The sequence below is a fragment of the Parahaliea mediterranea genome (genome assembly GCF_017255185.1).
Taxonomy (GTDB): domain Bacteria; phylum Pseudomonadota; class Gammaproteobacteria; order Pseudomonadales; family Halieaceae; genus JAFKCZ01.
Genome location: NZ_JAFKCZ010000011.1, coordinates 88,385 through 112,453 on the forward strand (window position 1 = coordinate 88,385; position 24,069 = coordinate 112,453).

The window sequence follows — 24,069 nt, forward strand, 5'->3', positions numbered from 1 at the left end:
AGGGAAAGCGGCGATTATACCGCCCGGGGCCCGCCCTTGTCGCCCGTTGCCCGCGACAGCAGGCCGAAGGCGGCGCCCAGGGCGGCGCCGCTCAGCAGGCCGCCGACATGGGCGGCGTTGGCGATCGCGCCAAAACCCAGCACCTCCACCAGGCCGAACACACAGACCACCAGCCAGCCGACCATCAACAGCATGATCGGCGTACTGGGCCTAAACGCCCAGCGCGGCTGCACCAGGGCCCCGACCCAGCTGAAGCCCAGCAGCCCGTACACCACGCCGGACATGCCGCCGAAGATGCCGGGGCCGCCGAACAGGTACTGGGCGGAATTCGACACCAGGGCGATCACCACGAACAGGCCGAGCATATTGAAGCTGCCCATGACCCGCTCCACCTTCGCCCCCAGCTCCCACAGCCACAGGCCGTTGAATACAATGTGCAGCCAGCCGAAATGCAGGAAGGCCGGCGTCAGCAGGCGCCAGTACTGCCCGCCCTGGGGCTGGAACTGCAGCTGGCCACCCTCGAGGGTGAAGGGCGTGAAGCTCAGGGCCGACAACAGCGCCAGGGAGGGCTGCAGGTAGACCAGTAAAAAACCCAGCACACTGAGCGCCAGCAATGCCAGGGTGACCGGCGCCCCCCGCCAGCGGTTGGCCGCGGCCGCCGGCCGCGCCTCCCGGGGGCGCTCGCGCAGTTCGATCCGCACCTCGCCCGCGCGCCAGGCCTGGTACAGCGCCTCCACCTCGGCCACCTGGCCGGGCTCGCCCACTTTCAACACCTGGCGACCGCCCTCTTCGTAGATACGGTGGCCCACCCCGCGCTGGTGCAACACGGCACTCAGCGGCAGGAGGTTCTCCTCGACGTCGACGCTGAGCGCCGTATACCCGCGAAACATCAATTGACCAGGGCGTTGCTCCAGCGCAGTTTATCCCTGCAGCTGGCGTAGAAACTGTGGCCCACGGGGTGCAGCAGGGTCAGGCGGTGGGGCTTCTTACTGATCACCACGCTGTCCCCCGGCCGCGCGGTCATGTTGACCTGGCCGTCGCAGGTCACCGGCGGGTGGATGCGGTTGCGCCCGAGGATGTGCACGCTGATCTCGCTGTTGCCGTCGACCACGATGGGACGGCTGGAGAGGGTGTGGGGAAACATCGGCACCAGCACCACCGCGTCCAGGGTGGGGTGCATGATCGGCCCGCCGCCGGAGAGGGAATAGGCGGTTGAGCCCGTCGGTGTGGACACGATCAGGCCGTCGGCGCGCTGGCGGTAGACGAAGGTGTCGTTGACCGACAGCTCGAACTCGATCATCTGCGCCGAGGTGCCGGAGTTGACCACCACATCGTTGAGGGCGTCGGCCCGGCCCACGGTCTTGCCGTCCCGGACCACCTTGGCGTCCAGCAGGAAGCGCCGCTCGCGCTCGTACTCGCCGTCCAGCACCGCCGGCACCTGCTGGCCGATCTCGTCGGGGCTGATGTCGGTGAGAAAACCCAGGCGCCCGCGATTGACCCCCAGCACCGGGGTCTCGTATTTGGCCAGGGTGCGGGCGGCGCTGAGCAGGCTGCCGTCGCCGCCCACCACGATCACCAGGTCGGCGTCCTCGCCGATCTCGTCCAGCGAGGCCCGGGCACAGTCGGACGCCGGCAGCAGTTCGCCGAGGCGGTCCTCCACCACGACCTCCAGGTCGCGCTGGCCCAGCAAGGCCAGTAATTCCTCCAGCACGGGCTGCACGCCGTCATGCTGGCTGCGCCCGACCAGGCCGATTCTCTTGAAAACTGCGCTCATTCCACGCCTCGCCCCGAAAGCAGTTGGTATTATAAACACGGATATCACCGGGAGTGCATGCATGCCCCACCCTTTCCAACACGCCTGCGTGCGGGACCTGGCCTGGGCCTGCTTCTCGCCGCCGCTGATGCTGTCCGCACGGCTCGGCGGCGATGGCCCCGATGCAGGCAACGCCGACTTCGCGCTGACCCCGGCGCGACAGGACTGGCTGGCGCGCCTGGACGCCGATCCGGCTCCCCTGCGGGAACACCTGGCGCGGTCGCGCAGCCGTCGCCTGGGGCTGTATTTCGAGCGCCTGTGGCACTTTTTCCTGGCGCGGGACCCGGCGGTGGAGCTGCTCGCCCACAACCTGCCGGTACGCGAGAATGGCCGCACCCTGGGCGAATTCGACCTGCTCTACTACTGCCACGAGCGGCGGCGGCACTGCCACCTGGAGCTGGCGGTAAAGTTCTACCTCGGCTACTCCGCCCCCGGTTGCGACACACCCGGCGCCAGCCGGTGGCGCGACTGGCTCGGCCCCAATAGCCGCGACCGGCTGGACCTGAAGCTCGATCGCCTGCTGGACCACCAGGTCCGCCTGGCCGATCACCCGAGCGCGAGGGCGGTGCTGGCCCGGCTGGGCGTCACCGACCCCCTGCGCGAGGTGGAAATGAAGGGCTACCTGTTTCGCCATCCACGCAATCCGCTACCGCCACCGCGCGCCTTCAACCCGGCCCTGGCCCTCCACTCCTGGTGGCGATTGCAGGAGTTGCCCGGCGCGCTGGACCCCAGCTTGCGCTACCGGGTACTGCCGCGACTGGAGTGGCTGGCCGCGGCCCGCGATACCGTCGACGCAATGCCCCCGCCGGCGCTGCTGCAGGCTCTGGAGGATCACTTCCGCGAACACCGCCAGCCGCGCCTGGTCGCGGCGCTGGACGACAGCGGCGTGGAGCAGTGGCGCTGCTTTGTCACCGATGCCAGCTGGCCGGACTAGACCGCCCTAGCCCGCCCCGTCCGCCAGCCAGGCAAAACCCCGTCGGCCCTGCAGGCCGCCGGTGTGGACGAACACCACCGGGCGCTCGCGGTCGATATCCCCCCGCGCCAGCATCCGCCACAGCGCAAGCAGGGCCTTGGCGGTGTAGACCGGGTCCAGCGGCAGCCCGAGGGCAATTTCCGCCCACTGCTGGAACTCCCGCAGCGGCGCGCTCACCCGGGCGAATCCGCCCTCGTGCGCATCGTGCACGATGCGCCAATCGGCCCCCGCGCCGCCGCCCAGCGCCGCGAGGTTGCGCCGCACGCGGTCATCGGTGTCCAGCGCGCCCTTCAGCGCGGAGATGCCCAGCAGGCTGTAGCCCGGGCCCAGCGCCGCGGCCATCCCCGCCAGGGTGGTGCCGGTACCCGCGGGCACCACCACCGTGGCGCCCTCCGGGCAGGCCCCGGCGATCGCCCGTCCGACGGGCAGGCAGCCCCGCGCGCCCTCGACGCAATCGCCGCCCTCGGGAATCAGCGCCGCGGGGCCGTGGCGATCAAGTAAAGCGCGCTGAAACGCGGCGTCGTGGCGCCGCCGGTAATCGCCGCGGGACACATGCACCAGCGCCATGCCGCGCGCGGCACAATCGCGCAGCGTGGCGGTGGGCTCGGCGGTCGCCTCCCCGCGCACCACGCCGACGGTCTCGAATCCCGCCGCCGCGCCGAGTCCGGCCAGGGCGTGGAGGTGATTGGACCAGGGGCCGCCAAAGGAGAGCAGGCGGCGGTGGCCCTGCGCGCGCGCCCTTTGCAGCAGCAGGCATAACTTGAACCACTTGTTGCCGCCCGCCAGGGGATGGCAGCGATCCAGGCGCAGCACCCGCACCCCGCCCAGGGCCTGGTCGCCGAAGGGAGTATCGGGCAGCGACTGCCAGAGCGCCGACAGGTCCGGCGCCGGCGGGGCGCTACAGCCCGACGTTGTTTTTCTCCAATACCTGCTCGGCGCGATAGCTGGAACGCACGAAGACCCCGGACACCACCTCCATGAAGCCCCGCTCCAGGCCCCACAGGCGGTACTGCTCGAACTCCGCCGGGGTCACATAGCGGTCGATCGGGAAGTGGTTGGCGGTGGGCTGCAGGTACTGGCCGAAGGTCAGGATGTCGACATTGGCCGCGCGCAGGTCGTCCATGGCCTCGAGAATCTCCTCCTCGGTCTCCCCCAGGCCCAGCATCAGGCTGGTCTTGGTGAGTACGTCGGGGCGGTGGGACTTGGCGTGGGCCAGGACCTCGAGAGTCTGTTCGTAGCTGGCGCGGGGATCGCGCACCGGATGGGTCAGGCGCCGGACCGTCTCCACGTTCTGGGCGAAGACCTCGATGCCGGAGTCGACCACGGTCTCCACGTCCCGCAGCACGCCGAGGAAATCGGGGGTCAGGGCCTCCACCGAGGTCTGCGGGTTTTCCGCCTTCACCCGGCGCACGCATTCGGCGTAGTGACCGGCGCCGCCGTCGGGCAGGTCGTCGCGATTGACCGAGGTGAGCACCACGTATTTCAGGCCCATGAGCTGCACCGAGCGGGCGGTGTTGGCGGGCTCCTCCGGGTCCAGCCAGCCGCGGGGGTTGCCGGTATTGACCGCGCAGAAGCGGCAGGCGCGGGTGCACACGTCGCCCATCAACATGATGGTGGCGGTGCCGGCGCTCCAGCACTCGCTCATGTTGGGGCACTTGGCCTCCTCGCAGACCGTGGCCAGGCGGTGCTCGTGGACAATGCCCTTGACCTTTTCATACACCGGGCCGCCCCGGGCGCGGATCTTGAGCCACTCGGGCTTGGCCAGGCGCTCGCCCTGGCGCGCGCTGGCCTTGATGCCGTCCTTGATCGCGGTGATACCGCGGTCGTTGACGAACTTGTGGCCGCTGTGCACCTGTACCGTGGGGATAAGCTCGCTGTCTGCCATGGTCTGTGGTCTGTCCTGAATCTGGCGCCGCCAGGGGCCGGCGCCGGGTAGCTTGGGCCCCAAAGTATACCGGATCGGCCGGCGCAACGCAGTGCCGGCGGGGCCTCCACACTTGGCAGACGCCGCCAACTGGGGCTAAATACCCCTATAAGTAAAATATTTAATCAAGGTAATACATGGCCGATTCAGCACCGACCGAGGGTCGTCGCGAACGCAAGAAACGGCAGACCCGGGCCCGCATCCTGCGCGCGGCGCAGGTGCTTTTCACCCGCCACAGTTTCGACGGCACCACCGTGGAAGCCATCGCCGAGGCGGCGGACGTCTCCAAGCCGACCCTGTTCAACTACTTCCCGACCAAAATCAACCTGCTGCAGGCCCTGCTGCCGGATGTCGACCGCCGCTTCGCGGCGGTCATCGACAGCACCGCCGGGGCCGACACCGGCACCCGCGAGCGCCTCGAAGTATTTTTTGCCTACGTGGGCAGCATGACCCGGCGGACACCCAACCTGACCCGCGCCCTGCTGATGCAGTCATTGCGTGTCTACGAATGCCGCGCCGGCGATGTGGACGCGCACCGCTTTCCCGCCACCCGCACCGCCTTCCTGGCCCTGATCCAGGCCGGCATCGAACGCGGCGACGTGCGCGACGACACCAGCGCGGAACGCCTCACCGACTACATGACCGGCATCTACGTCCACCAGCTCATGACCTGGCTGATCGACCCGAGTCACCCGGTGGAGCGGGAACTGGCCGCTGCGGCGGCCTTTCTCGCCTCCGCCCTGCGGCCGGGCCCCGCCCGCCATTGACCTACGCGGCGCGCGCCCGCGCCCCGCGAATTGGAGCCACTCTCCGCCGGCGGTTTGACTTTCAATACCGCAACACCCCCGCTGAACGTTTCCGAACATAGCCACTGACAAGGTTCGAGCGTATTGTTTGCCTGCGAATAAATATTTATCCGCAGTTCAGCTTTATTACCTGCTCGATAACAACAGGCAGTCCACTGCCTGCATAACATACAAAGCGAGGTCGATATGCAGACACCGAAGACCCTGTCACCCAGGCCACTTGCCCTGGCCATTTCACTGCTGGCGGCACCTTGCGCCCTGCCCGCTCTGGCCCAGGGCGGCGCGCTGGAGGAGGTGGTGGTCACCGCCCAGAAGCGCGAGGAGTCCAGCCAGGACACCCCCATTTCCATCAGCGCCCTGAGCGCCAGCGCCATCGAGAACCGCGACATCCGCAACACCGAGGACCTGATCGGCCAGCTGCCGGGTGTCGGCGGCTTCAGCGCCCCCGGCTCCCGCGGCGCCACCAGCCTGGCGATGCGCGGCGTATCCGGCGGCTCCCCCGCCAACCTGTCGCTGGACCCCGCGGTGGCCCAGTACCTGGACGGCGTATACATCGGCAAGCTCATCGGTTCGTCCATGGACGTGGCCGAGATCGAGCGCATCGAGGTGCTGCGCGGCCCCCAGGGCACGCTCTACGGCCGCAACTCCACCGCCGGCGCGGTCAACGTCATTACCCGCAAACCCAGCGGCGAGTTCGGGCTGCGCGCCACCGCCAGGGCCGGCAACTACAATTTCCGCGAATTCAAACTCAACATGGACCTGCCCTCCGTCGGCACCGTGGGCCAGGGCCTGGGCGAGGTCGCCGCCAGCGTGGGCTACCAGACCCGCCTGCGCGACGGCATCTACGACAATGACAGCCCCGGCGGCGGCGACTTCGACGAACTGGACCGCCAGGCCTGGCGCGCGGCGATCAACTGGAACATCACCGATCGCCTCTACGTCGACTATATCTACGACCACAGCGAACTGGACGAAAACGGCTCGCTGCAGCAGGTGGTGGGCTTCACCCCCGTCGACGCCGCGGGCAATGTCAGCCGCCTGCAGGCGCTGCAGGGCACCCTGGCGGCGGCCCAGGGCTGGGCGGCCATGCCCGGCGCCGACCCGCGTATCGGCCAGCGCTGGATTCCCTCCCTGCAGCAGACCATCGGCGCCTACCAGAACGCCCTGGCCCGGGGCGAGGGCCGCGCCGACGACGGCCTGGCGGACTTCACCCCCACCTCGAACAACGACATCGACGGCCACAACCTGACCGTGACCTGGGACGCGGGCGAGCTCGGCGCCCTGGGCGAGGTCACCTTCAAGTCCATCACCGGCTACCGCGAACTGGAAACCACCGTATTCGGCGATATCGAGGATCTCGACAGCCGCCTGGACGCCAACGGTGTCGGCGCCTACTCGGACCTGGCGCATCTCACCATGGCGCAGATCTACGGCGCCGAACTGGGCTTCCTCGGCACCCCCTCGGGCGCCTTCGCGGGCATGCTGTGGGACGGCATCGACGGTATCGGGGCCTTCCACTCCAAGCAGAATACCTTCACCGGCTACGAGCAGTTCTCGCAGGAACTCCAGGTCATCGGCAGCACCGACCGGCTGGAGTATGTGCTGGGGGCCTACTACTTCGAGGACGAGGGCGAGTACCGCCGCCGCGCGATATTCGCCGCCCCGCTCAACGGCGATGGCGCCCAGTTCTACGACAATACCACCGATGCCTGGGCCGGCTTCGCGCAGGCGACCTGGACACCGGGCTGGCTGGACGAGCGCCTGTCCCTCACCGCGGGCATCCGCTACACCGAGGAAGAGAAGTCGATCGACTACGACTACAAGGAGAACGTCACCCCCTTCGGCGTCCAGCCGGCGCGCGCGGTGAGCCGCGAGGAGAGCTTCTACAACACCAGCGGCACCTTCACCGTGGCCTTCCAGGCCACCGAGGGCATCAATACCTTCCTGCGCTACGCCACCGGCTATCGCAGCGGCGGCTTCAACGGCGAGGTGTTCGACAACCCCTACGACGAGGAGACCATCGAGCAGCTGGAGATCGGTATCAAGAGCGACTGGTGGGACCGCCGCCTGCGCATCAACGGCTCGCTCTACACCTACACCTACGAGGACCTACAAGTCAGCCAGATCAAGACCGACGGCGGCGCCGCCACCAGCCTGATCACCAACTCCGGGGAAGCCGACCGCTGGGGCGGCGAGCTGGAGCTGCTGGTAGCGCCAATCGAGGACCTGGTGCTGGGCCTGAGCTACTCCTACATCCACGGCGACTTCGAGAAGTTCCCCGACCTGTGCGGCACCAACGAGCCGGCGACCTGCCTGCAAACCTCCAACGTCGCCCGCCGCAGCACGCCGAACAACCAGCTCAACCTCACCGCGGACTACGTGTTTGCGCGCACCCGCTTTGGCGACATCACCGGCTACGTGCAGGCCAACTGGCAGGACCAGTGGTACGAGGCGGCACTGTGGACCGCGGTGATCGAGGGCGAGCCGGTCATCTACGACCACCAGGTCATGGACGAACGCACGGTGGTCGACGCGCGACTGAACCTGGAGAACATTCCACTGGGTAACGGCAGCCTGCGCATTACCGCCTGGGGCAAGAACCTGACCGATGACGACTATCCCACCTTCGCCATCAACTTCGGCAGCCTGGGTTTGATCGCCGAGCAGTACGGGCCGCCGCGCACCTACGGGCTCGAGGTCAGTTACGACTACTGACAACCCACCTCCCGGGGGCTCGCGATTTTGCGCGCGAGCCTCCGCCCTCCCCTCACCTGATTGACCCAAAGCCCCAAGCATCGGCTGAAACCGCCGCACGCTTCGCGTGCGCGCGCCCTTGCCACGGCTGGGTTTTCAGCTGTACTGAATCGGGGAGATTATGCGGGCATGCCATTCCTGCTGGCCTGAATGCCGGAGAGAGGGCCTCCCAGGGGGCTTCTCTGCGCATTCCGAACCAGCACAAACAAAAAAGGGCCGCCCAATGGGCGACCCTCTTCTGTATATGGCGGACCGGACGGGACTCGAACCCGCGACCTCCGGCGTGACAGGCCGGCATTCTAACCAACTGAACTACCGGTCCAAAACGGTAGAATTCTTGCATCGGCGATGGTGGGTGGTGACGGGATCGAACCGCCGACCCTCTGCTTGTAAGGCAGATGCTCTCCCAGCTGAGCTAACCACCCCCTGGCCGATGGACGCGCATTATAGAGATATCTCCGGGGCTGTCAAACCTTCGTCATAAATTTCTTTAAATATTTTTCGTGCGTTAAAAGCGCTTGATTTTAGTAGTAAAATTTGGTCTTCACAGATTTGCCCCGGCGACCCGCCGACGGACCTTCCCCCAGCCGCGAACAGCGCGAGACGAGCATGGAAATTTTCAAGGACTTTCACTTCGAGGCGGCCCACCGCCTGCCCAACGTGCCCGCGGGCCACAAGTGCGCGCGCCTGCACGGGCATTCATTCCAGGTGCGCATCTGCGTGGCCGGGGAAGCCTCCGAGCCCGCCGGGTGGGTGATGGACTTCGGCGACCTGAAGGCCGCCTTCAAACCGATCCTGGCGCAACTCGACCACTACTACCTCAACGACATCGAGGGCCTGGAGAATCCCACCAGTGAAAACCTGGCGCGCTGGATCTGGACGCGACTGCAACCGACCCTGCCCGGGCTGTCGGCGGTGGAGATCCGCGAGACCTGCACCTCGGGGTGCATCTACCGCGGCGGGAACTGAAACCACCTGCCCGGTGTTACAAAGCGGTAACATGAGTGAAACATATTGACACGCGCGCAAACCCTACAGAAAAAGCACTCATCACATTTGGCCAATCCAGCTTGACGCCAACGGCCATATATGATGTTTCCAAATCCCTGGACGGGTTACCTTCCGTAGCAGCTGCAAAAATGTTATGCACACTGGTTAGTAGTCACGAAAGTTTCACGAGCTTAGGTTTTTATTTAAATCGACAATGTCAACACTTAATTATATCTCGTTGTTTTTATTGAACTTTTTACAATTGCTCGAATTTTAAGCAATCTGTAACAAATACGGTGATTACTGCCTCACGGGCACGGTTAAACAAAATACTCACCGAGTTATCCACAGTTTCTGTGGAAAAGCGCACAACGGGGGAATGGTTACAAAAGCCCTCGCCACCAGCGGATCGCACAAGGAAAGCAACACATGGAAAGCGGGCAGTGGTTGTCGCTGTTTATCGTCTGTTTACTGGGCGCGGTATCGCCCGGGCCCAGCCTGGCGGTGGTAATGAACGCCACCATGGCCGGCGGGCGCGGCGCGGGCGTCGCCTGCGCCCTCGCTCACGGGTTGGGGGTCGCGCTCTACGGCGCGCTGACCGTGGCCGGGCTGGCGCTGCTGATTACCGGCTCGCCCACGCTGTTTACCGGACTGCAACTGCTGGGCGCCGCGTACCTTATCCACCTGGGCATCCGCGCCCTGCGCAACCGACCGCGGGCCGGCGACACGCCAACACCGGTGGCGCCGGCCCGGGGCGCGGCGGCGAGCGGCTTTCTGGTGGCCTTTCTCAACCCGAAACTCGCGGTGTTCATGCTGGCCCTATTCAGCCAGTTCCTGTCGCCCGCCACCACGGTGGCGGTCAAGGGCATCATGGTGGCCACGGTGGGGATTACCGACGCCAGTTGGTACTGCCTGGTGGTGGCCCTGGTGTCGCACCCCGCCCTGCTGGCTCGCCTGCGGGCAAACAGCACCGCCATCGACCGGGTGTTCGGCGCGATCCTGCTGGCGCTGGGCTGCACGGTGATGCTGCGGGCGGTACTGCCCCTGGTCGCCTAGACCGGGCGTTAATGCAAAGTGCGGTCCGGCTCGCTGACCACCACGGCCTGCAGGCGCTTGCCCAGCATGATCACGAAGCCCTGCTGCCGACGCACGCCATCGAAGCTGTAGTCGAAACGGTACTGCCGCCAGATCCGCCAGTGTCCGCGCTCGTCGCGGCTGAGCGACAAACGATTGATATGCACCGATTGATCCAGCAACTGGAAATCATCGCGCTCCCCGGCCCTCAGCACCGCCTGCACCGCCAGCTCCCTGACCCGGATCGACTCAAGGAAGTACAGGCACAGTACGCCAAACAAAAAAACGGCGAGGACTTCTCCCAGGCTGAAATACATGTGGTGGGCCACTCCGGTGGGGCCGGCGGGCTTCAAACGCCGGCACTAGTGCTAAAACTGGCGCGCCAGCATACCGGTCACCGGGCGCCGGCTCCAGTGTTAGCCGGCGGCGGTTTTACAAGCTGACTATGCAAGTGTATTGTCGCTGCCAGCCACGGGGAAGTCATCATGTCCGCACCATCACAGACCAGCAGCACCCGCGAGCGGCAGCGGCGGCAGAGTCGCGAGCGCATCCTGCGGGCCGCCGTGCGCAGTTTTGCCCGGGCTGGCTTCGAGGCCGCCTCCCTGTCGCGGATCGCCGCCGATGCCGGGGTGAAAAAAGCGCTGGTGCAGTACCACTTCACCACCAAGGACGCCCTGTGGCGCGAGGCCGCGACGCGACTGTGGACCGAGCGCAACGCGCGCCTGAAACAGTTCGTGGCGAATCGCGGCCCGGCGGCCCTGGCGCGCAACCTGCGGCCGGCCTTCACCGCACTGGTGGAATTTACCCGCGAGCAGCCCGAATGGCTGTGGTTCATGTTCCACGAGGCCCAGGTGGACGGTCCGCGCCGGCACTGGCTGATCGAGCACTGCCTGCGCGACGACTACGTCCTCGGCCAGGACTTCGTGCGCCAGTGCCAGGAACAGGGCTTGATCCGCCCGGCACCGTCGCTGCACCTGCTGCACCTGATCACCGGGGCCCTGACCTACAACCTATTGGTGGCGCCGCAGACGCTGGAGGCCACCGGCACCGATCTCGCCGGCCCCGAGGCCATCGCCCGGCAGGTAGACCTGCTGCTGGAAATGCTGGCGCCCTGAGATTGGGGGCCAGGCGGATCAGCCGCCGTCCAGGAAACGCCCGACCACGGAATTGAACAGCCGCGGCTGCTCCGCGTGCAGCCAGTGACCGCAGCCCTGCAGGACCTTGAACCGCGCCCGTGGAAACAGGGCCTCGATGGCATCGCGGTGCCCGGGCAGAATGTAGTCGGACAGCTCGCCCTTGATAAACAGGGTCTCGCCCGGGAAGGGTACGGCGGCGGACAGGGCCTCGCGCACGGCGGCGTAGTCCCGCTGCAAGCCTTCAAGGTTGAAGCGCCAGCGGTAGCGCCCGTCCTCCCCCCGCGCCAGGCTCAGGGCCAGGAACTGGCGCACGCCCTCCTCCTCCACATGGGCGGCCATGCACAGGTCCGCCTCCGTGCGCGAGGAAGGGGCCTCGCGGACCACGGCCTCGAGGGCGGCAAAGACCGCCTCGTGGTGGGAGGGATAGGCCACCGGCGCGATATCCGCCACCACCAGGCGCGCCACACTGTCCGGCGCGTCCAGGGCGATACGCATCGCCACCTTGCCGCCCAGGGAGTGCCCCACCAGATGCGCCCGTTCGACGCCCCTCTCGGCCATCCAGTCGCGGACCGCGCCGGCCAGGGTGTCCAGGGTCATCTTCTCGAGCCAGCCGGAACGGCCGTGATTGGGCAGGTCCAGGCTGTGCACCCGGTAGCGGTCCTGGAGTGAACGCGAGAGCACCCCCAGGTTGTTGCCCGCGCCGAACAGCCCGTGCAACAGGATCACGTCCGCGCCGTCGCCGGCGGTGGAGGAATGGATGTTCGGGCTCACTGCGCGCTGTGCCTCCGGGGAGATTTTGCTACCATGCGCCCCACTATAACGGATTGGGAGTCAGCATGCGTTTGTTCCGTACCGCCATTCATCTCGGCACCGCCCTGGGCCTGGCCGGCCTGTTGCTGGGTTGCAGCACCGGCCCGACCTACAACCCCACTACTTTTCCATTCGAGATGAACGAGTCACTGGTCGCCGCCACCAAGGTCAAGACCGTCATTATTCCCCACGTCAACCTGGGGCCGCCCTCGCGCAACTATCTCGAGGACGCCGAGCCCCGGATCGACGGCCAGGTCAGCAGCTACCTGAAGGAACAGGGCTACAAGGTGCTGCCCCAGCGCGAGTTCCGCCGGCACTGGAACACCGCGGTCAGGGCCTACGGCGACCCGATCGACCCCACCACCGGCAAGGTCAACATGAAGAGCTTCGTGCAGATCATGCACAGCGTGCGCGACCAGCTGCGCAAAACCACCGACCTGGACGCCTTCGTATTCACCGACATCGTGGAGTTCGAGGTGCCGTTCAACGGCGGCCTGAAACACCTGGCGCGCTGGGACGGCGTGTCCCGCCGCCCCTCGCTGCAGGGCCCGGGCAGCGGAGTCACCGCCGATTTCGACTGGAACACCGCCGCCGCGGTCACCTCGCTGCAGATCAGCATCTACGACATGGAGCTGGAGCGCATGTTCGCCAGCCGCGGGGGCCTGGACGCCACCGACGCCATCGACACCCGCTCCTCCAGCGGACGCTACGTGCGCCGCCGCAATATCCTGGAGAACGAGGACTACATCCTCGAGGGCATCAAGCTCGCCTTCCACCCCTTCATCGCCTGGGAGGACTGGCCCGGTAATCCCGACGACTAGGCCCTAGCCGGCCAGCACCTCGACACCGCGCTGCAGACACCACATCGCGGAGAGTGCACCGAGCAGATAGACCGGTACGGGCAGCAGGCGCCGTTGCCAGCTGCCCAGGGGCCGGCGGATGAACAGCCACAGCACCAGCACCAGCGCGATAAAGGCGATCTGCCCCACTTCGATGCCGACGTTGAAAAACAGCAGCGCCAGGGGCACGTTGTCCTGGGGCAGGCCCGTTTCGGCCAGGGCGCCGGCAAAGCCCATGCCATGCAGCAGGCCGAAGCCCCCCGCCAGCCACCAGGGATGGCGCTTGAGCGAGCCGCCGCTGCGGGTCAACTCCACCGCCAACACGAAAATACTCAGGGCAATGGTGAACTCCACCAGGGCCACCGGGTAGTGAATGTAGCCCAGCGCCGCCAGGGACAGGGTCACACTGTGGCCGACGGTAAAGGCGGTGATGGTCCACAGCAGGCGGCGCCCGTTGCCCACCAGCAGGATCAGGCCAAACACGAACAACAGGTGGTCCACGCCGCCCCAGATATGCTCGATGCCCAGCACCGTGTAGTCGCTCATCACCTTGCCGGCCCCGGGTTCGGCGGGAATCACGAAGGAGGCCTGCTCGGCGCTCAGTACCTGCTGGTAGTGACGGCCGTCTCGCAGGCTCAACATGACCATCGCCGTGGCCTGGTTGGCCCCCAGGGCCGTCACCCCCAGGCTCTCCCCCACCAGGCCGTCGTCATCGAGGCCGCTGCAATCGAGCTGCCAGCTGTAGACCCGCCCGGTCCCCTCGAGCTGGGCGGGGTTGCTGCGGGCGACCTCGCAGGCCGCCGGCCACTGCGGGCGCATGGGCACGTTACTGGTGGCTTGAACGGGTGTTTTCCACACCACGTTGTACTGGCCCTCGCCGATCTCGGTGACTTTCAGCAACGAGGGGGCGAAACGGTGGGCCTGGGCGGGGAGCGCCAGCAGCAGCAAGCCCAGCAGCGCGGCGACATAACGCAGGGGGTTCACAGGCGCACCTCGTACTGTTGGCGCAGCTTGTCGATGGCACCCGCCAGGGCATCGGCGCGCTGGCGCGACTCCAAATCACGCAACAACCGCGGGCGCACCTCCGCCAGGGTGGCGTCCCGCGCCGGCTCGATATCCTCCACCCACACGTAGTGCAAGCCGTAGGTGGAACGGATCGGGCCCACCCAGCTCCGCGGCCGCGGTTCGGCCTGCTGCAGGTTCATCACGAAGGTCGAACCAAAGTTGCGGGCCAGCTGGTCCGGGGTCTGGCGGGTAAACTGGTAGCCGGGCAGGAACGGAGAACTCATCGTCCGCGCGGCCGCGGCGTCCAGTCCCCGCTCGGCAATAGTGTCGATCACCGCCGGAATCTCGCCCTCGCGCTGGCGGTTGAAATAGAGTTGCTCGATGGAGTAGCGCGGCGCCCGGCGCAACTCCTCGCGACGCTCGGCGAAACTGGCGGCGATATCCTCCCCGGTGACCGGGGCGGGGGGATTGGCCGCCAATAGCAGCTGCTCCATCACCTGGATCATGCGCCGCTTGATCACCTCGTCGCCCAGGTGCAGGCGCATCTCCAGTGCCTGGTCGTACAGCTCCTGCTCGGACTTGCCCTCGGCGAGCTGCAAAAAATGCATATTGCGCAGCAGGCGCTGATACACCACCTGGTCGTAGAGGTGTAAATCCAGCTCCAGGGCGCGCTGGAAAAGCATGTCCCTGTCCAGTTCCTGGGCGATCAGGCGCTGGCTTTGCGCCGCCGTGGGCGGGCGCCCGGTAGCCGCCAGCCACTGCTGCTCGAGGGTCTCGACGCGCGCCTCGCTGAGGGGGCCTACCACGGGCTTGGGCGCCGGGAAGGCCATGCGCTGCAGTTCAAACAGCACAAATCCCAGCACGATAAAGTGTAACCACGGCCGGTTCAGCCGCGACAGCCATGACATAGCGACGGTCAATCCTCGTAGCGAGCGACGCTCTTGCCGGCCTGGGCGCCGATCCCCGCCATCAGGTCGGCCTCGCTGAGCATGCCGGCATTCCAGGTGGCGACATGGTTGAGGCCATCCTGCACCGAGTGGTCCCGGGCGTAGAGCAGCATTTCCTTGGTGCCGCGAATGGCCAGCGGCGACTTGGCCGCGATCTCGCGGGCAATCTTGTGCACCTCGGCGTAGAGGGTCTCGCGGTCGGCGAAGACCCGGTTGACGAAGCCCAGTTCCCGGGCCTCCTCGGCACCGACGTCGCGGCCGGTGTAGGCCAGTTCACGCACCACGCCCTGGGGAATCAGGCGCGGCAGGCGCTGCAGGGTGCCGACATCGGCGGTCATGCCGATATCGATCTCGCGGATGGAAAAGTAGGCGTCGGCGCTGGCATAGCGCATGTCGCAGCAGCAGGTGAGGTCCACCCCACCGCCGATGCAGGTGTTGTGAATGGCCGCCAGCACCGGCTTGCGGCATTTTTCCAGGGCGCTGAGGTTGTCCTGCATGCGCAGCACGGTGCGGCGAAAGTGCTCCGACTGCCGCGCCCGGTCCTCGCTGTCGCCCTTGATGCCGGCGAACATGTCCAGGTCGATGCCGGAACAGAAGTGGCGCCCGTTGCCGGTGAGCACCACCGCGCGCACGCCGGCCTCGTCGTCCAGCCACTCGAAGCAGGCCTGCAACTCGCGCCACATGGCGGGGTTCATGGCGTTGGCCTTGTCGGGACGGTTCAGGGCGACGGTGGCGACCTTGTCCTCGATCGCCAGTGACAGTGTCTCGAACTGCGGGGGCATGATAAGTCTCTCCAGGCTGGACGTGATTGAGTTTACCAGTGATTGAGGTAACTGTCGGGGGGCAGTTCCGGCAGGGGCTTGGCGCGACCCGCGCGGGTTCCCAGGTAGAGAAAACCGACGATTTCCTCGTTGGGCGCCAGGCCCAGGGCCGCCATTACCCGCCGGTCGAAGGCCGGGGCGCCGGTGCGCCAGATACCGGCGAAGCCCTGGGCCTCGGCGGCGAGCAGGATGGCCTGGGCGGCGCAGCCGGCTGAGAGCCGCTGTTCCACCGCGGGCACCTTCGGGTGTTCGCTGATCCGCGCCACCACCACCAGCAGCAAGGGCGCGCGCAGGGGGGCGTTGCGGGCCTTTTGCCGCGCGGCCTCGTCCGCCGCCGGATCGCGCTCGAGCAGGCAGCGCTCCAGCACCTCGCCGAAATCCCGGCGGCGCTCGCCGGCGATAGTGAGGAAGCGCCAGGGGCGCAGCCAGGCGTGGTCGGGCACCCGGGTGGCCGCCACGATCATTTCCCGCAGCTCGGCCTCGCCGGGGCCCGGCGCCTCGAGCTTGGCCGCCGAGTTGCGTTGCTGCAGGAATTTCAATACTTCCGACATGGTCAATCTTGCTGCCTAAAAATGTTGCCGCATGATAACAGCATTCCCGCCCGCCGCACGCGCCCGATTGCCGCGCTCCCTGGCGCTAGAGGGGCGACGGACCCACCAGGATATTCATAAAGCCCGCGTCGCCGGCGCAGCCATCCACGTTGTCGCACCAGCGCGCCAGCTCCGCGGCGGAGGTGGGCGCCAGTACGTGTTCGATATGGTCGACGATCCACAGCGGCTGCCCGAGGCCCGCCAGCAACTCCACCAGCCGCCGGCCGCTGCTGCCGGCCTGGCGCAGGGACAGGGGTGTCAGTTCAATGAGAATGCGCGGCGGCGCCGGCAGGGTCCGCAGCAGCGGCAGCAGGCCGAGCATCACTTCGTATTCAAAGCCCTGGGTGTCCACTTTCAACATGTCCATGCGGGTAACACGGGTGGCGAGGTAATCGGCCCCGTGCAACAGGCGCACCGGCACCTGGCGCCGCGCCTCGCCGGCGGCGAACAGCTGGTGATCGCCGAGATTGTCCGGGCTCAGGAACAATTGACCGGTGCTGTCCGTCGCCGCCAGTCCGGCCTCCACCACCGCCACCCGCGCATCGAAGCCGTTGCGCCGCACATTGGCCCGCAGCAGGCGCGCGTTGTCGGGGTCGGGCTCGAAGGCGTATACCCGGCCCTCCGCGCCCACGCCATCGGCGGCCAGCACGGTGAAATAACCCAGGTTGGCGCCCACGTCGACGAACACGCCCCCCGGCAGCAGCGCGGCCCGCACCAGGGCGGTCTCGAAAGGCTCCCAAATGCCCCGCTCGCGCAGCTGGCGGGATATACAGCGGTCCCGATCGCCGTGCACCACCAGGCTGAGCCGCGACCCAGCGCCCGGCAGCGCCAGCGATACCGCTTCCTCAGGAGGCATAGGCCCCCGGCGACACGCCGGTCCAGCGGTGGAAGGCCCGGGAAAAACTGCTGGTATCGGCGAAGCCCAGCAGGAAGGCGATTTCGGTCAACGACTGCCGCGGTTCCTGGCCCAGGTAGGCGCGGGCCAGTTCCAGGCGCGTGTCGTTGAGCAGCTGGTTGAAGGAGGTGCCCTCGGCGCTCAACTTGCGCTGCAGGCTGCGCCCGCTCATGCCCAGGGCCCGGGCGTAGTGCTCGTGGCCCTGGGCGCCCCCCGGCAGCTCCCTTACCAGCAGGCCGCGCAGGCGGGTGGCCACGCTGCCAAGCTCCAGGCGCTGCAGGTAGTCCTCCACCACCCGGTCGTTGGAGCGGGCCAGGTCCTCGTTGCCCCACTCCAGGGCTTGCTCCAGGGTCGCGCGCTCGAAGCGCATGCTGTAGCGCGGCGCGCCGAAGGCCACCGGCGCGCGGAAAAACTCCAGGAACGGTTGCTCATCGCGGCAGGCCCCGCGCATCAACTCGACCGCCTCGGGGGCGAAGTCGCGGCCCTTGATCTTGCGACAGGAGCGCAGTATCAGCGACAGGATGGCCTCCATCGCCTCCAGCGCCGGGCCGAGCTCCGGCGCCAACGGATACCAGGACATGGTCACGCTGCGATCGTCACAGTGCAGCTCCACCCGGGCCGCGTCGGACACCATGACGTTGAAGCGCGCCACCCGCCGCAGGGCCTCCAACAGCGTGCTGCTGGCCATGAAGGCGTAACCCAGGGCGTGGAAGGTCGTTTGGCTCGAGTAGCGCGGCACCCACAGGCCGAGGCTCTCGTCGCCCACGGCCCGGACGCCCTCGCGCCACAGGTCGGTGGTGGCCGCCAGCGGCAGCCGGGCGTCGGGCGCGGCGAGCTGGTCGAGGCTCAGGCCGGCACCGGCGACCAGCGCGTCCGCGTCACAGCCGTGGTCGCGCAGCGCCAGCACCAGCACCTTGGTCCAGCTGCACAACACGGTGGGCGCCTGGCCCGGTTCAGCTTGTCGATGTGGCATGTTGGGTCATGATCTTGGCGCGATGGGGCATGCACGGGTCGAGGAGCCTGTATATCGTAAGCGTCGCTGTAATGTCCATATGATCGCCATAATACCGGAGATACAGAACGCTTATGTCCAATGATCGCATTCCCCGCAACAGGGAGAACGACTACACCCGCGAGGCCGCGGCACAGCGTCGCGACTTCGTGAGCCAGCGCACCGGCGCCTCACTGGAGCATGTCGGCCAATACTCCTTCGACCCCGCCGGCCTGCCCGGCAACATCGAGAACTTCAGCGGCATCGTGCAGATGCCGCTGGGCTTTGCCGGCCCCCTGCGGGTCAACGGCGAACACGCCCAGGGCGACTTTTACGTGCCCATGGCCACCACCGAGGGCACGCTGGTGGCAAGCTACAGCCGCGGCATGCGCCTGACCCGCGACGCCGGCGGCATCACCACCACGGTGGTGGACGACGCCATGCAGCGCTCCCCCGTGTTCGCCTTCGAAGACGCGCGCGGCGCCCGCGACTTCGGCAAATGGATCACCGACAACTTCGCCGGCATCAAGGCGGCGGCGGAGACCACCACCCGCAGCGGCAAACTGCGCAATATCGAGCAATACCATGCCAGCCGGATGCTCTACCTGCGCTTCAACCTCACCACCGGCGACGCCGCCGGGCAGAATATGTGCGGCAAGGCGACCTTTGCCGCCTGCCAGTGGATCCAGGCCAACTACGATCGCCCGATCGCGCGCTTTTTCCTCTCCGGCAACATGGACACCGACAAGAAACACTCGCAGCTGAACACCCTGCACAGCCGCGGCAAGCGGGTGGTGGCCGAGATCACCCTGGGCCGTGATCTGCTGCAACAGCAGATGCGTACCACTCCGGAGGCCATGTACGCCGCCCGCATGACCTCCCAGTTGGGCGGTCTGATGGCGGGCGCGGTGCACAATGGCGTGCATCCGGCCAATGGTATTGCAAGTGTGTTTATTGCCACGGGACAGGACGAAGCCAACGTGGCAGAATCCCATGCAAGCCTGGTACACGCGGAAATCACACAGGAGGGCGACTACTACTATTCCGTGACACTGCCTTCGCTGATTGTCGCCACCTACGGCGGCGGCACCGGCTTGGCCACCCAGCGCGAATGCCTGGAAGTAATAGCTTGTTACGGGGCGGGCAAAGCGCGTAAATTGGCCGAAATCATTGCGGCCACGGTGCTGTGCGGGGAGGTATCCCTGGGCGCGGCGGTGGTCTCGGAGGAATGGGTAAGCAGTCACGACGAACTGGGACGCAACCGCCCCTGACTCCGGCCTCTCAAGATTTTTTCAGTTTGATAATAGCTATAAGCAACAACATGAAAAGAGGGAGCTACACCATGAAAATAACTACTTGTTCCACCCGTCAACGTCCGCTGGCGACAGCGCTGGGCGGCCTGCGCCTGCCGGCGGTTGTGATTGGCGGCGCCATCGCGGCCACGGCCATGGGCGCGGCGCAAGCCCAGGAAGTCAGAAGGGGCTCATCCGCCGCGCTGTTGGAGGAGGTCGTGGTCACCGCGCGCAAACGCGCCGAGGAATCCCAGGACGTCCCCCTGGCGATATCGGCTTTCGGCGCCGATCAAATCGAGGCCCTCAAGGTGCGCGACCTCACCAACCTCTCGGTGGGACTGCCCAACGTCGCGCTCGACGATGTGGGCACCACCCGCGGCACCGCGAACTTCTCCATCCGCGGCCTGGGCATCAACAGCTCCATCCCCTCAATAGACCCGACCGTGGGCGTGTTCATCAACGGCGTCTATCTCGGGGTCAACAACGGCATCATCTTTGACGTGTTCGACCTCGAAAGCATCGAGGTGCTGCGCGGCCCCCAGGGGATTCTGTTCGGCCGTAACGTAACCGGCGGCGCCATCCTCATGAACACCAAGAAACCGGGCGACGAACTGGACGCCACGGTGCGGGCGGCGATCGACGGCGGCGGCGACGGCGGCATGAACCGCTACCTCATGGGCGCCATCGGCGGCCCGGTCACCGAAAACCTGGGGCTGCGCCTGACCGCCTACCTCAACGACGACGAGGGCTACCACGAGAACCAGTTCGACGGCAGCGATGTACAGGCGGTGGAACAGCAAATGGTCCGCGGCACCCTGGTGTGGACGCCAACCGACCGCAGCGAACTGGTGGTGCGCTACGAAAACACCGACATCGACGGCGACGGACCGGTCGCCCAGTCACACATCAACGGCTCGGGCTTCCCCGGAACGCCCTTCAACGCCGACCGGGACAGCTTCGACGCCAATTACGACCTGATCGGCAACCAGAAGATCGAATCCGACTTCCTCACCGCCGAGCTGAACATCGATGTCGGCCTGGGCGACGGCACCATTACCGCCATCTACGGCTGGCGCGATTCCGAGTCCTCCGCGCTCAGCGATATCGACGCCCAGCCACTGGCCCTGTTCCACGCCCCCTCCGACCTGAAAACCGAGCAGAACAGTTTCGAGTTGCGCTACAACGGCCAGTTTGGCCGCGCCAATGTGACAACCGGCGCCTACTGGTTCGACAACGACATGGACTACCACGAGCGGCGCAACCTGCTCGGTTTCCTGACCAATGCCCTCACCGGGGGCGCCCTGCCCGACAGCGTCCCCTTCCAGATCCAGGACGGCGGCGGCTTCTACTCGGTGGAAACCGTGGGTATCTTCGCCGCGATGGACTACGAGCTGACCGACAAACTGGTGCTGACCGCCGGCGCGCGCTGGTCCTCCGAGGAAAAATCGGCCCGGATCGCCTCGCTCAACGTCAACACCAACGTGCTCGACCTGGGGACAACCCTGGCCACCGGCGTGCCGGCGTACGCCAACCCGATAACCGGCACCGACACGCGCTGTAACTTTGTCGAGGGCCCCGCCTGCCCCATCGACTTCGCGGACGACGAAACCTGGAACACCTTTGCGCCGAAAATCGGCCTGGCCTACTTCCTGGACGACCGCTCCCAGGTATACACCCACTGGAGCCGCGGTTTCCGCTCCGGCGGCTACAACCTGCGCAACACCAACCCGGCCTTTTCACCCGGCCCCTTCGACGAGGAGCAGGTCGACAGCTTTGAGGTGGGTTACAAGTCCACCCACGACTGGGGTCGCCTGAATGCCGCGGTTTTCTATAACGACATCCAGGACATGCAGCGCGAGGTCAACCGCTCCGACCCGGATTCCGGGGTGGCGCAGATCATCGACAACACCGCCGATGCCACCATCATGGGGCTGGAAATCGACGGCACCTTCACCCTGACCGACAACCTGCTGCTGCAGGCCACGCTGGGCTACATCGACGCCAGTTACGACAAGGTCATCTTCGACCTCAACAACGATGGCGAGGTCAACGGCGCCGACAAGGACCTGGAGCTGCCCCGCGCGCCCGAGCTGACCTACAGCGTGGGCCTCAACTACGACATGACCATTGGCAACTGGGGCTACGCCACGGCGCGCCTGAGCTATGCCTACCGGGATGAAATGGCGTACACCGACAGCAACTTCGGCTACATCCTGGAGCAGGACATCGTCAATGCCGGCCTGGACTTCTACTCCAACGGCGGCCACTGGGTCTTCTCGCTCTACGGGCGCAACCTGCTCGACACGGTGAAACACGGCGGCGATACCCAGCTGCCCGACATGCTCGGCCCGGTGCCGCTGGGCGGCACGTTCTCACCGCTGAGCAAGGGCCAGCAGTACGGCGTGGAGGTAACCTACAACTTCTTCTGAGGGGGGGAGTTCCTTCCGGGCATCCAGGGCGGCCAATGGCCGCCCTTTTTTATGGGCGCCTTCTAGTGGACGCCCTGTTCAATCGCCCAGACGCATGTCGCCATAGGGGGAGTCCAGGTCCAGCGCCACGGTGTGCGGCCCCACCTGCATCTCCCGATCGCTCACGCGCACGTCGTCGTCACCCAGCACCCCGTGGTCGAAGCGGTAGGTCGGCGCCACCTCGCCGGCGATCATCGCGCTGTCGTAGGCCGCCTGCCGCTCGCGCACCGCCTCGTTGGCGCCCTGCCAGCGCTTGCACGCGGCCTCGCCGTGGCGCGCCGCCAGCATGCGTTGGGTCACCGCCGGGCCCAGCAGCGCCGCGGTGGCGTTGTTGCCGCCAAACCCCTTGGAGTTCACCAGGGTGTAGTGCAGTTGCGCCGGGTCGATTTCCCGGTGTTTGGCACTGAAGGCCAGGTTGTCCCGGTGCACGTCGTCGGCCAGGCCGTCGATGGTGGAGATCCCCGGGATGATGCCGTGCCGCCAGATCCCCAGGGTGCTGGTGACCTGGTCGCCGGAGGCGGAGCCCAGGGAGTGCCCCAGGTAGCATTTCAGCGCCGCCACCGGCCACTGCTCGATGCCGAAAGCCTTCGCGGTCTCATCGAGGATGCGCGACTCGGTGACCCGGTTCTGCGGCGTGCCGGTGCCGTGGGCCTGGACCAGGCCGCCGCGGCGCAGGGCCTGCTCGCCGATGATCGCGCGCACCGCCGCCATACCCTTGGCCATGGTGATGTAGTTGCCCACGCCGGGGCCGGAAATCGACTTCTTGTAGCCGTCGGCGTTGACGAACACATCGGTGGCGGCGCCGAACACGGTGGCGCCGAGCTCCATCGCCAGCGCGTCGTCGAACAACACCACCATCTGCGCCGATTCCGCGATGGTGAAACCGCAGTTCTCGGCGAAGGGCCGGCAGGCCCGCCGGTGGTCCGGTTCGCGGTCCGGGGCCAGCCCGTCCAGTTCCCGCAGGCCCTTGTCGGTGGCCAGGGCGCCCATGGCGGCGTAACCCTCCATCACCTCGGGATTGACCGGCGCCTCGGCGGAACCAACGAAAGCGACGCGGGCCCGGCCGCTGCGGATGTCGTCGATCCCCAGGCGCAGGTTGTAGAGGAAGGAGGCGCAGGCCCCCAGCGAGGCGCCGGTGGAACCCAGGCTGCCCAGTACATAGGCGTTGACGAAGTCGGCGGGCATTTCCGCCAGGCTCAGGGGACAGAATTTGGAAGTCACCCGCTGGCCGTTGTAGCGGGCTTTCAACATGCCGCCGGCGCCGGCCCCATCGAGCTGGCCCATGGCGCTGCCGGCGTAGACACTGACCTGGTCCACGCTGACCCGCGCCGCCACCTGCTCCCAGTCCAGGCCCAGGCTGCCCAGGGCGTCGGAGGCGGCGTAGACCATCATCTGCAGGCCCCGCGGATGGTTGCGCGAGGGGTAGAGCTTGCCGGGTTCGAAGCCGGTGGGCAGCTGGCCCGCGGCCTTCACCTCGAACTCCCGCGTGGTGGGCAGCAGGAATTCCTGGCGCCCGCGGATGCGCACGTTGACGTGGGTCACCGAGGTGGGTGTCACTTCCCACTCCGGCGGTATCTCCTCCGGCAGGTACTGGCGCTTGATATCGAAGCTTACCGGCTGGCCGTTACTCTCGGTGGGAAAACGCCGGTTCCACAATACCTTGTCCACATCGAAATGATTGTGTTCCACCCGGCGTACCAGGGTGTGGGCGAGGATATGCTCGGCGTTCGCCTCCTCCAGGCCCATCAGCCGGGCCAGGGCGGCGAATGTGCGCTCCCGCTCGGCGGCCGGCAGGGCATCCTGCACCATCCGCCGGTAGGCGTGGTGGGCCGAGGCCCGCCCCGCGCCGTTGATACCGCCGAAACCCACGATCACTGGTAAGCGCTGACCACTCATTACCGCCTGTCACCTCACTGTCATACAAAGACCCAGTGTAGGACC

22 protein-coding genes and 2 tRNA genes are annotated in these 24,069 nt (G+C 66.7%); 9 read left to right on the plus strand and 15 right to left on the minus strand.

Annotated features, from left to right (window positions below; translation table 11 throughout):
* Positions 1 to 14: 14 nt before the first annotated feature.
* On the minus strand, positions 15 to 890 hold the full coding sequence (locus JYP50_RS15385) for a rhomboid family intramembrane serine protease (RefSeq protein WP_206561437.1): 876 nt from the start codon (positions 888 to 890) through the stop codon (positions 15 to 17).
* A complete protein-coding gene (locus JYP50_RS15390; RefSeq protein WP_206561438.1) occupies positions 890 to 1,774 on the minus strand; it encodes an NAD(+) kinase in 885 nt (294 codons plus the stop codon). The genes JYP50_RS15385 and JYP50_RS15390 overlap by 1 nt, the downstream gene beginning before the upstream one ends.
* A 61-nt stretch (positions 1,775 to 1,835) precedes the next feature.
* On the opposite strand from JYP50_RS15390, the gene JYP50_RS15395 reads away from it, so the two are divergent.
* The gene (locus JYP50_RS15395; RefSeq protein WP_206561439.1) at positions 1,836 to 2,747 is read left to right on the plus strand and encodes a DUF1853 family protein; all 912 of its coding nucleotides are present in this window, start codon (positions 1,836 to 1,838) and stop codon (positions 2,745 to 2,747) included.
* Between the two features lie 6 nt (positions 2,748 to 2,753).
* On the opposite strand, the gene JYP50_RS15400 is transcribed toward JYP50_RS15395, so the two are convergent.
* Both JYP50_RS15400 and lipA read right to left on the minus strand, forming a co-directional pair.
* Complete coding sequence (locus JYP50_RS15400) at positions 2,754 to 3,728, minus strand: 1-aminocyclopropane-1-carboxylate deaminase/D-cysteine desulfhydrase (RefSeq protein ID WP_347136815.1); 975 nt, start codon at positions 3,726 to 3,728, stop codon at positions 2,754 to 2,756.
* On the minus strand, positions 3,685 to 4,671 hold the full coding sequence (gene lipA / locus JYP50_RS15405) for a lipoyl synthase (protein WP_206561441.1): 987 nt from the start codon (positions 4,669 to 4,671) through the stop codon (positions 3,685 to 3,687). The genes JYP50_RS15400 and lipA overlap by 44 nt, the downstream gene beginning before the upstream one ends.
* A gap of 176 nt (positions 4,672 to 4,847) precedes the next feature.
* Here lipA and JYP50_RS15410 point away from each other — a divergent pair, with 176 nt between their 5' ends.
* Complete coding sequence (locus JYP50_RS15410; RefSeq protein ID WP_206561442.1) at positions 4,848 to 5,477, plus strand: TetR/AcrR family transcriptional regulator; 630 nt, start codon at positions 4,848 to 4,850, stop codon at positions 5,475 to 5,477.
* 225 nt (positions 5,478 to 5,702) lie between these two features.
* Positions 5,703 to 8,231 (plus strand): TonB-dependent receptor, encoded by a 2,529-nt coding sequence (locus JYP50_RS15415; RefSeq protein WP_206561443.1) that lies wholly within the window; start codon positions 5,703 to 5,705, stop codon positions 8,229 to 8,231.
* Positions 8,232 to 8,515: 284 nt separating this feature from the next.
* On the opposite strand, the gene JYP50_RS15420 is transcribed toward JYP50_RS15415, so the two are convergent.
* Positions 8,516 to 8,592: transfer RNA gene (locus JYP50_RS15420), tRNA-Asp, on the minus strand.
* 27 nt (positions 8,593 to 8,619) lie between these two features.
* A tRNA-Val gene (locus tag JYP50_RS15425) sits at positions 8,620 to 8,695 on the minus strand.
* Between the two features lie 184 nt (positions 8,696 to 8,879).
* Here JYP50_RS15425 and queD point away from each other — a divergent pair.
* A complete protein-coding gene (gene queD / locus JYP50_RS15430) occupies positions 8,880 to 9,239 on the plus strand; it encodes a 6-carboxytetrahydropterin synthase QueD (RefSeq protein ID WP_206561444.1) in 360 nt (119 codons plus the stop codon).
* A 450-nt stretch (positions 9,240 to 9,689) separates the two neighbouring features.
* On the plus strand, positions 9,690 to 10,316 hold the full coding sequence (locus tag JYP50_RS15435; RefSeq protein ID WP_206561445.1) for a LysE family translocator: 627 nt from the start codon (positions 9,690 to 9,692) through the stop codon (positions 10,314 to 10,316).
* Between the two features lie 8 nt (positions 10,317 to 10,324).
* Here the strand turns inward: JYP50_RS15435 and JYP50_RS15440 are convergent, their stop codons facing one another.
* Complete coding sequence (locus JYP50_RS15440) at positions 10,325 to 10,651, minus strand: DUF3301 domain-containing protein (RefSeq protein WP_206561446.1); 327 nt, start codon at positions 10,649 to 10,651, stop codon at positions 10,325 to 10,327.
* A 168-nt stretch (positions 10,652 to 10,819) separates the two neighbouring features.
* On the opposite strand from JYP50_RS15440, the gene JYP50_RS15445 reads away from it, so the two are divergent.
* Positions 10,820 to 11,449 carry a TetR/AcrR family transcriptional regulator gene (locus JYP50_RS15445; protein WP_206561447.1) on the plus strand — a complete coding sequence of 210 codons (630 nt, stop codon included), beginning with the start codon at positions 10,820 to 10,822 and terminating at the stop codon, positions 11,447 to 11,449.
* A gap of 18 nt (positions 11,450 to 11,467) precedes the next feature.
* Here the strand turns inward: JYP50_RS15445 and JYP50_RS15450 are convergent, their stop codons facing one another.
* Entirely contained in the window at positions 11,468 to 12,241 is a 774-nt protein-coding gene (locus JYP50_RS15450) for an alpha/beta fold hydrolase (RefSeq protein WP_347136813.1), read from the minus strand.
* A 65-nt stretch (positions 12,242 to 12,306) separates the two neighbouring features.
* Between JYP50_RS15450 and JYP50_RS15455 the strand changes: the two genes are divergently transcribed.
* Entirely contained in the window at positions 12,307 to 13,101 is a 795-nt protein-coding gene (locus JYP50_RS15455; RefSeq protein WP_206561448.1) for a hypothetical protein, read from the plus strand.
* Positions 13,102 to 13,104: 3 nt separating this feature from the next.
* On the opposite strand, the gene JYP50_RS15460 is transcribed toward JYP50_RS15455, so the two are convergent.
* From JYP50_RS15460 to JYP50_RS15485, 6 genes are all read right to left on the minus strand, one after another.
* Complete coding sequence (locus JYP50_RS15460; protein ID WP_206561449.1) at positions 13,105 to 14,103, minus strand: HupE/UreJ family protein; 999 nt, start codon at positions 14,101 to 14,103, stop codon at positions 13,105 to 13,107.
* On the minus strand, positions 14,100 to 15,032 hold the full coding sequence (locus tag JYP50_RS15465; RefSeq protein WP_206561450.1) for a peptidylprolyl isomerase: 933 nt from the start codon (positions 15,030 to 15,032) through the stop codon (positions 14,100 to 14,102). Before JYP50_RS15465 ends, JYP50_RS15460 begins: the two co-directional genes overlap by 4 nt.
* Positions 15,033 to 15,040: 8 nt before the next feature.
* Positions 15,041 to 15,853, minus strand: coding sequence for a crotonase/enoyl-CoA hydratase family protein (locus tag JYP50_RS15470; RefSeq protein WP_206561451.1), 813 nt, complete (start codon positions 15,851 to 15,853; stop codon positions 15,041 to 15,043).
* 32 nt (positions 15,854 to 15,885) lie between these two features.
* The gene (locus tag JYP50_RS15475) at positions 15,886 to 16,443 is read right to left on the minus strand and encodes a nitroreductase family protein (protein ID WP_206561452.1); all 558 of its coding nucleotides are present in this window, start codon (positions 16,441 to 16,443) and stop codon (positions 15,886 to 15,888) included.
* 85 nt (positions 16,444 to 16,528) lie between these two features.
* On the minus strand, positions 16,529 to 17,338 hold the full coding sequence (locus JYP50_RS15480; protein WP_206561453.1) for an FkbM family methyltransferase: 810 nt from the start codon (positions 17,336 to 17,338) through the stop codon (positions 16,529 to 16,531).
* The gene (locus JYP50_RS15485) at positions 17,328 to 18,350 is read right to left on the minus strand and encodes an AraC family transcriptional regulator (protein WP_206561454.1); all 1,023 of its coding nucleotides are present in this window, start codon (positions 18,348 to 18,350) and stop codon (positions 17,328 to 17,330) included. The genes JYP50_RS15480 and JYP50_RS15485 overlap by 11 nt, the downstream gene beginning before the upstream one ends.
* A 113-nt stretch (positions 18,351 to 18,463) precedes the next feature.
* Here JYP50_RS15485 and JYP50_RS15490 point away from each other — a divergent pair, with 113 nt between their 5' ends.
* Both JYP50_RS15490 and JYP50_RS15495 read left to right on the plus strand, forming a co-directional pair.
* Complete coding sequence (locus tag JYP50_RS15490; protein WP_206561455.1) at positions 18,464 to 19,639, plus strand: hydroxymethylglutaryl-CoA reductase; 1,176 nt, start codon at positions 18,464 to 18,466, stop codon at positions 19,637 to 19,639.
* A gap of 71 nt (positions 19,640 to 19,710) precedes the next feature.
* Positions 19,711 to 22,089: a TonB-dependent receptor gene (locus JYP50_RS15495; protein ID WP_206561456.1), complete on the plus strand. Its 2,379-nt coding sequence runs from the start codon at positions 19,711 to 19,713 to the stop codon at positions 22,087 to 22,089.
* A gap of 78 nt (positions 22,090 to 22,167) precedes the next feature.
* On the opposite strand, the gene JYP50_RS15500 is transcribed toward JYP50_RS15495, so the two are convergent.
* Complete coding sequence (locus JYP50_RS15500; RefSeq protein WP_206561457.1) at positions 22,168 to 24,024, minus strand: beta-ketoacyl synthase; 1,857 nt, start codon at positions 24,022 to 24,024, stop codon at positions 22,168 to 22,170.
* Between the last annotated feature and the right edge of the window lie 45 nt (positions 24,025 to 24,069).

Excerpts from the sequence above, each read along its gene's own strand:
- JYP50_RS15385 (WP_206561437.1), bottom strand. The coding sequence starts at position 890 with ATGTTTCGCGGGTATACGGCGCTCAGCGTCGACGTCGAGGAGAACCTC.
- JYP50_RS15390 (WP_206561438.1), bottom strand. The coding sequence starts at position 1,774 with ATGAGCGCAGTTTTCAAGAGAATCGGCCTGGTCGGGCGCAGCCAGCAT.
- JYP50_RS15395 (WP_206561439.1), top strand. The coding sequence starts at position 1,836 with ATGCCCCACCCTTTCCAACACGCCTGCGTGCGGGACCTGGCCTGGGCC.
- lipA (WP_206561441.1), bottom strand. The coding sequence starts at position 4,671 with ATGGCAGACAGCGAGCTTATCCCCACGGTACAGGTGCACAGCGGCCAC.
- JYP50_RS15410 (WP_206561442.1), top strand. The coding sequence starts at position 4,848 with ATGGCCGATTCAGCACCGACCGAGGGTCGTCGCGAACGCAAGAAACGG.
- JYP50_RS15415 (WP_206561443.1), top strand. The coding sequence starts at position 5,703 with ATGCAGACACCGAAGACCCTGTCACCCAGGCCACTTGCCCTGGCCATT.
- queD (WP_206561444.1), top strand. The coding sequence starts at position 8,880 with ATGGAAATTTTCAAGGACTTTCACTTCGAGGCGGCCCACCGCCTGCCC.
- JYP50_RS15435 (WP_206561445.1), top strand. The coding sequence starts at position 9,690 with ATGGAAAGCGGGCAGTGGTTGTCGCTGTTTATCGTCTGTTTACTGGGC.
- JYP50_RS15440 (WP_206561446.1), bottom strand. The coding sequence starts at position 10,651 with ATGTATTTCAGCCTGGGAGAAGTCCTCGCCGTTTTTTTGTTTGGCGTA.
- JYP50_RS15445 (WP_206561447.1), top strand. The coding sequence starts at position 10,820 with ATGTCCGCACCATCACAGACCAGCAGCACCCGCGAGCGGCAGCGGCGG.
- JYP50_RS15455 (WP_206561448.1), top strand. The coding sequence starts at position 12,307 with ATGCGTTTGTTCCGTACCGCCATTCATCTCGGCACCGCCCTGGGCCTG.
- JYP50_RS15465 (WP_206561450.1), bottom strand. The coding sequence starts at position 15,032 with ATGTCATGGCTGTCGCGGCTGAACCGGCCGTGGTTACACTTTATCGTG.
- JYP50_RS15470 (WP_206561451.1), bottom strand. The coding sequence starts at position 15,853 with ATGCCCCCGCAGTTCGAGACACTGTCACTGGCGATCGAGGACAAGGTC.
- JYP50_RS15475 (WP_206561452.1), bottom strand. The coding sequence starts at position 16,443 with ATGTCGGAAGTATTGAAATTCCTGCAGCAACGCAACTCGGCGGCCAAG.
- JYP50_RS15480 (WP_206561453.1), bottom strand. The coding sequence starts at position 17,338 with ATGCCTCCTGAGGAAGCGGTATCGCTGGCGCTGCCGGGCGCTGGGTCG.
- JYP50_RS15485 (WP_206561454.1), bottom strand. The coding sequence starts at position 18,350 with ATGCCACATCGACAAGCTGAACCGGGCCAGGCGCCCACCGTGTTGTGC.
- JYP50_RS15490 (WP_206561455.1), top strand. The coding sequence starts at position 18,464 with ATGTCCAATGATCGCATTCCCCGCAACAGGGAGAACGACTACACCCGC.
- JYP50_RS15495 (WP_206561456.1), top strand. The coding sequence starts at position 19,711 with ATGAAAATAACTACTTGTTCCACCCGTCAACGTCCGCTGGCGACAGCG.
- JYP50_RS15500 (WP_206561457.1), bottom strand. The coding sequence starts at position 24,024 with ATGAGTGGTCAGCGCTTACCAGTGATCGTGGGTTTCGGCGGTATCAAC.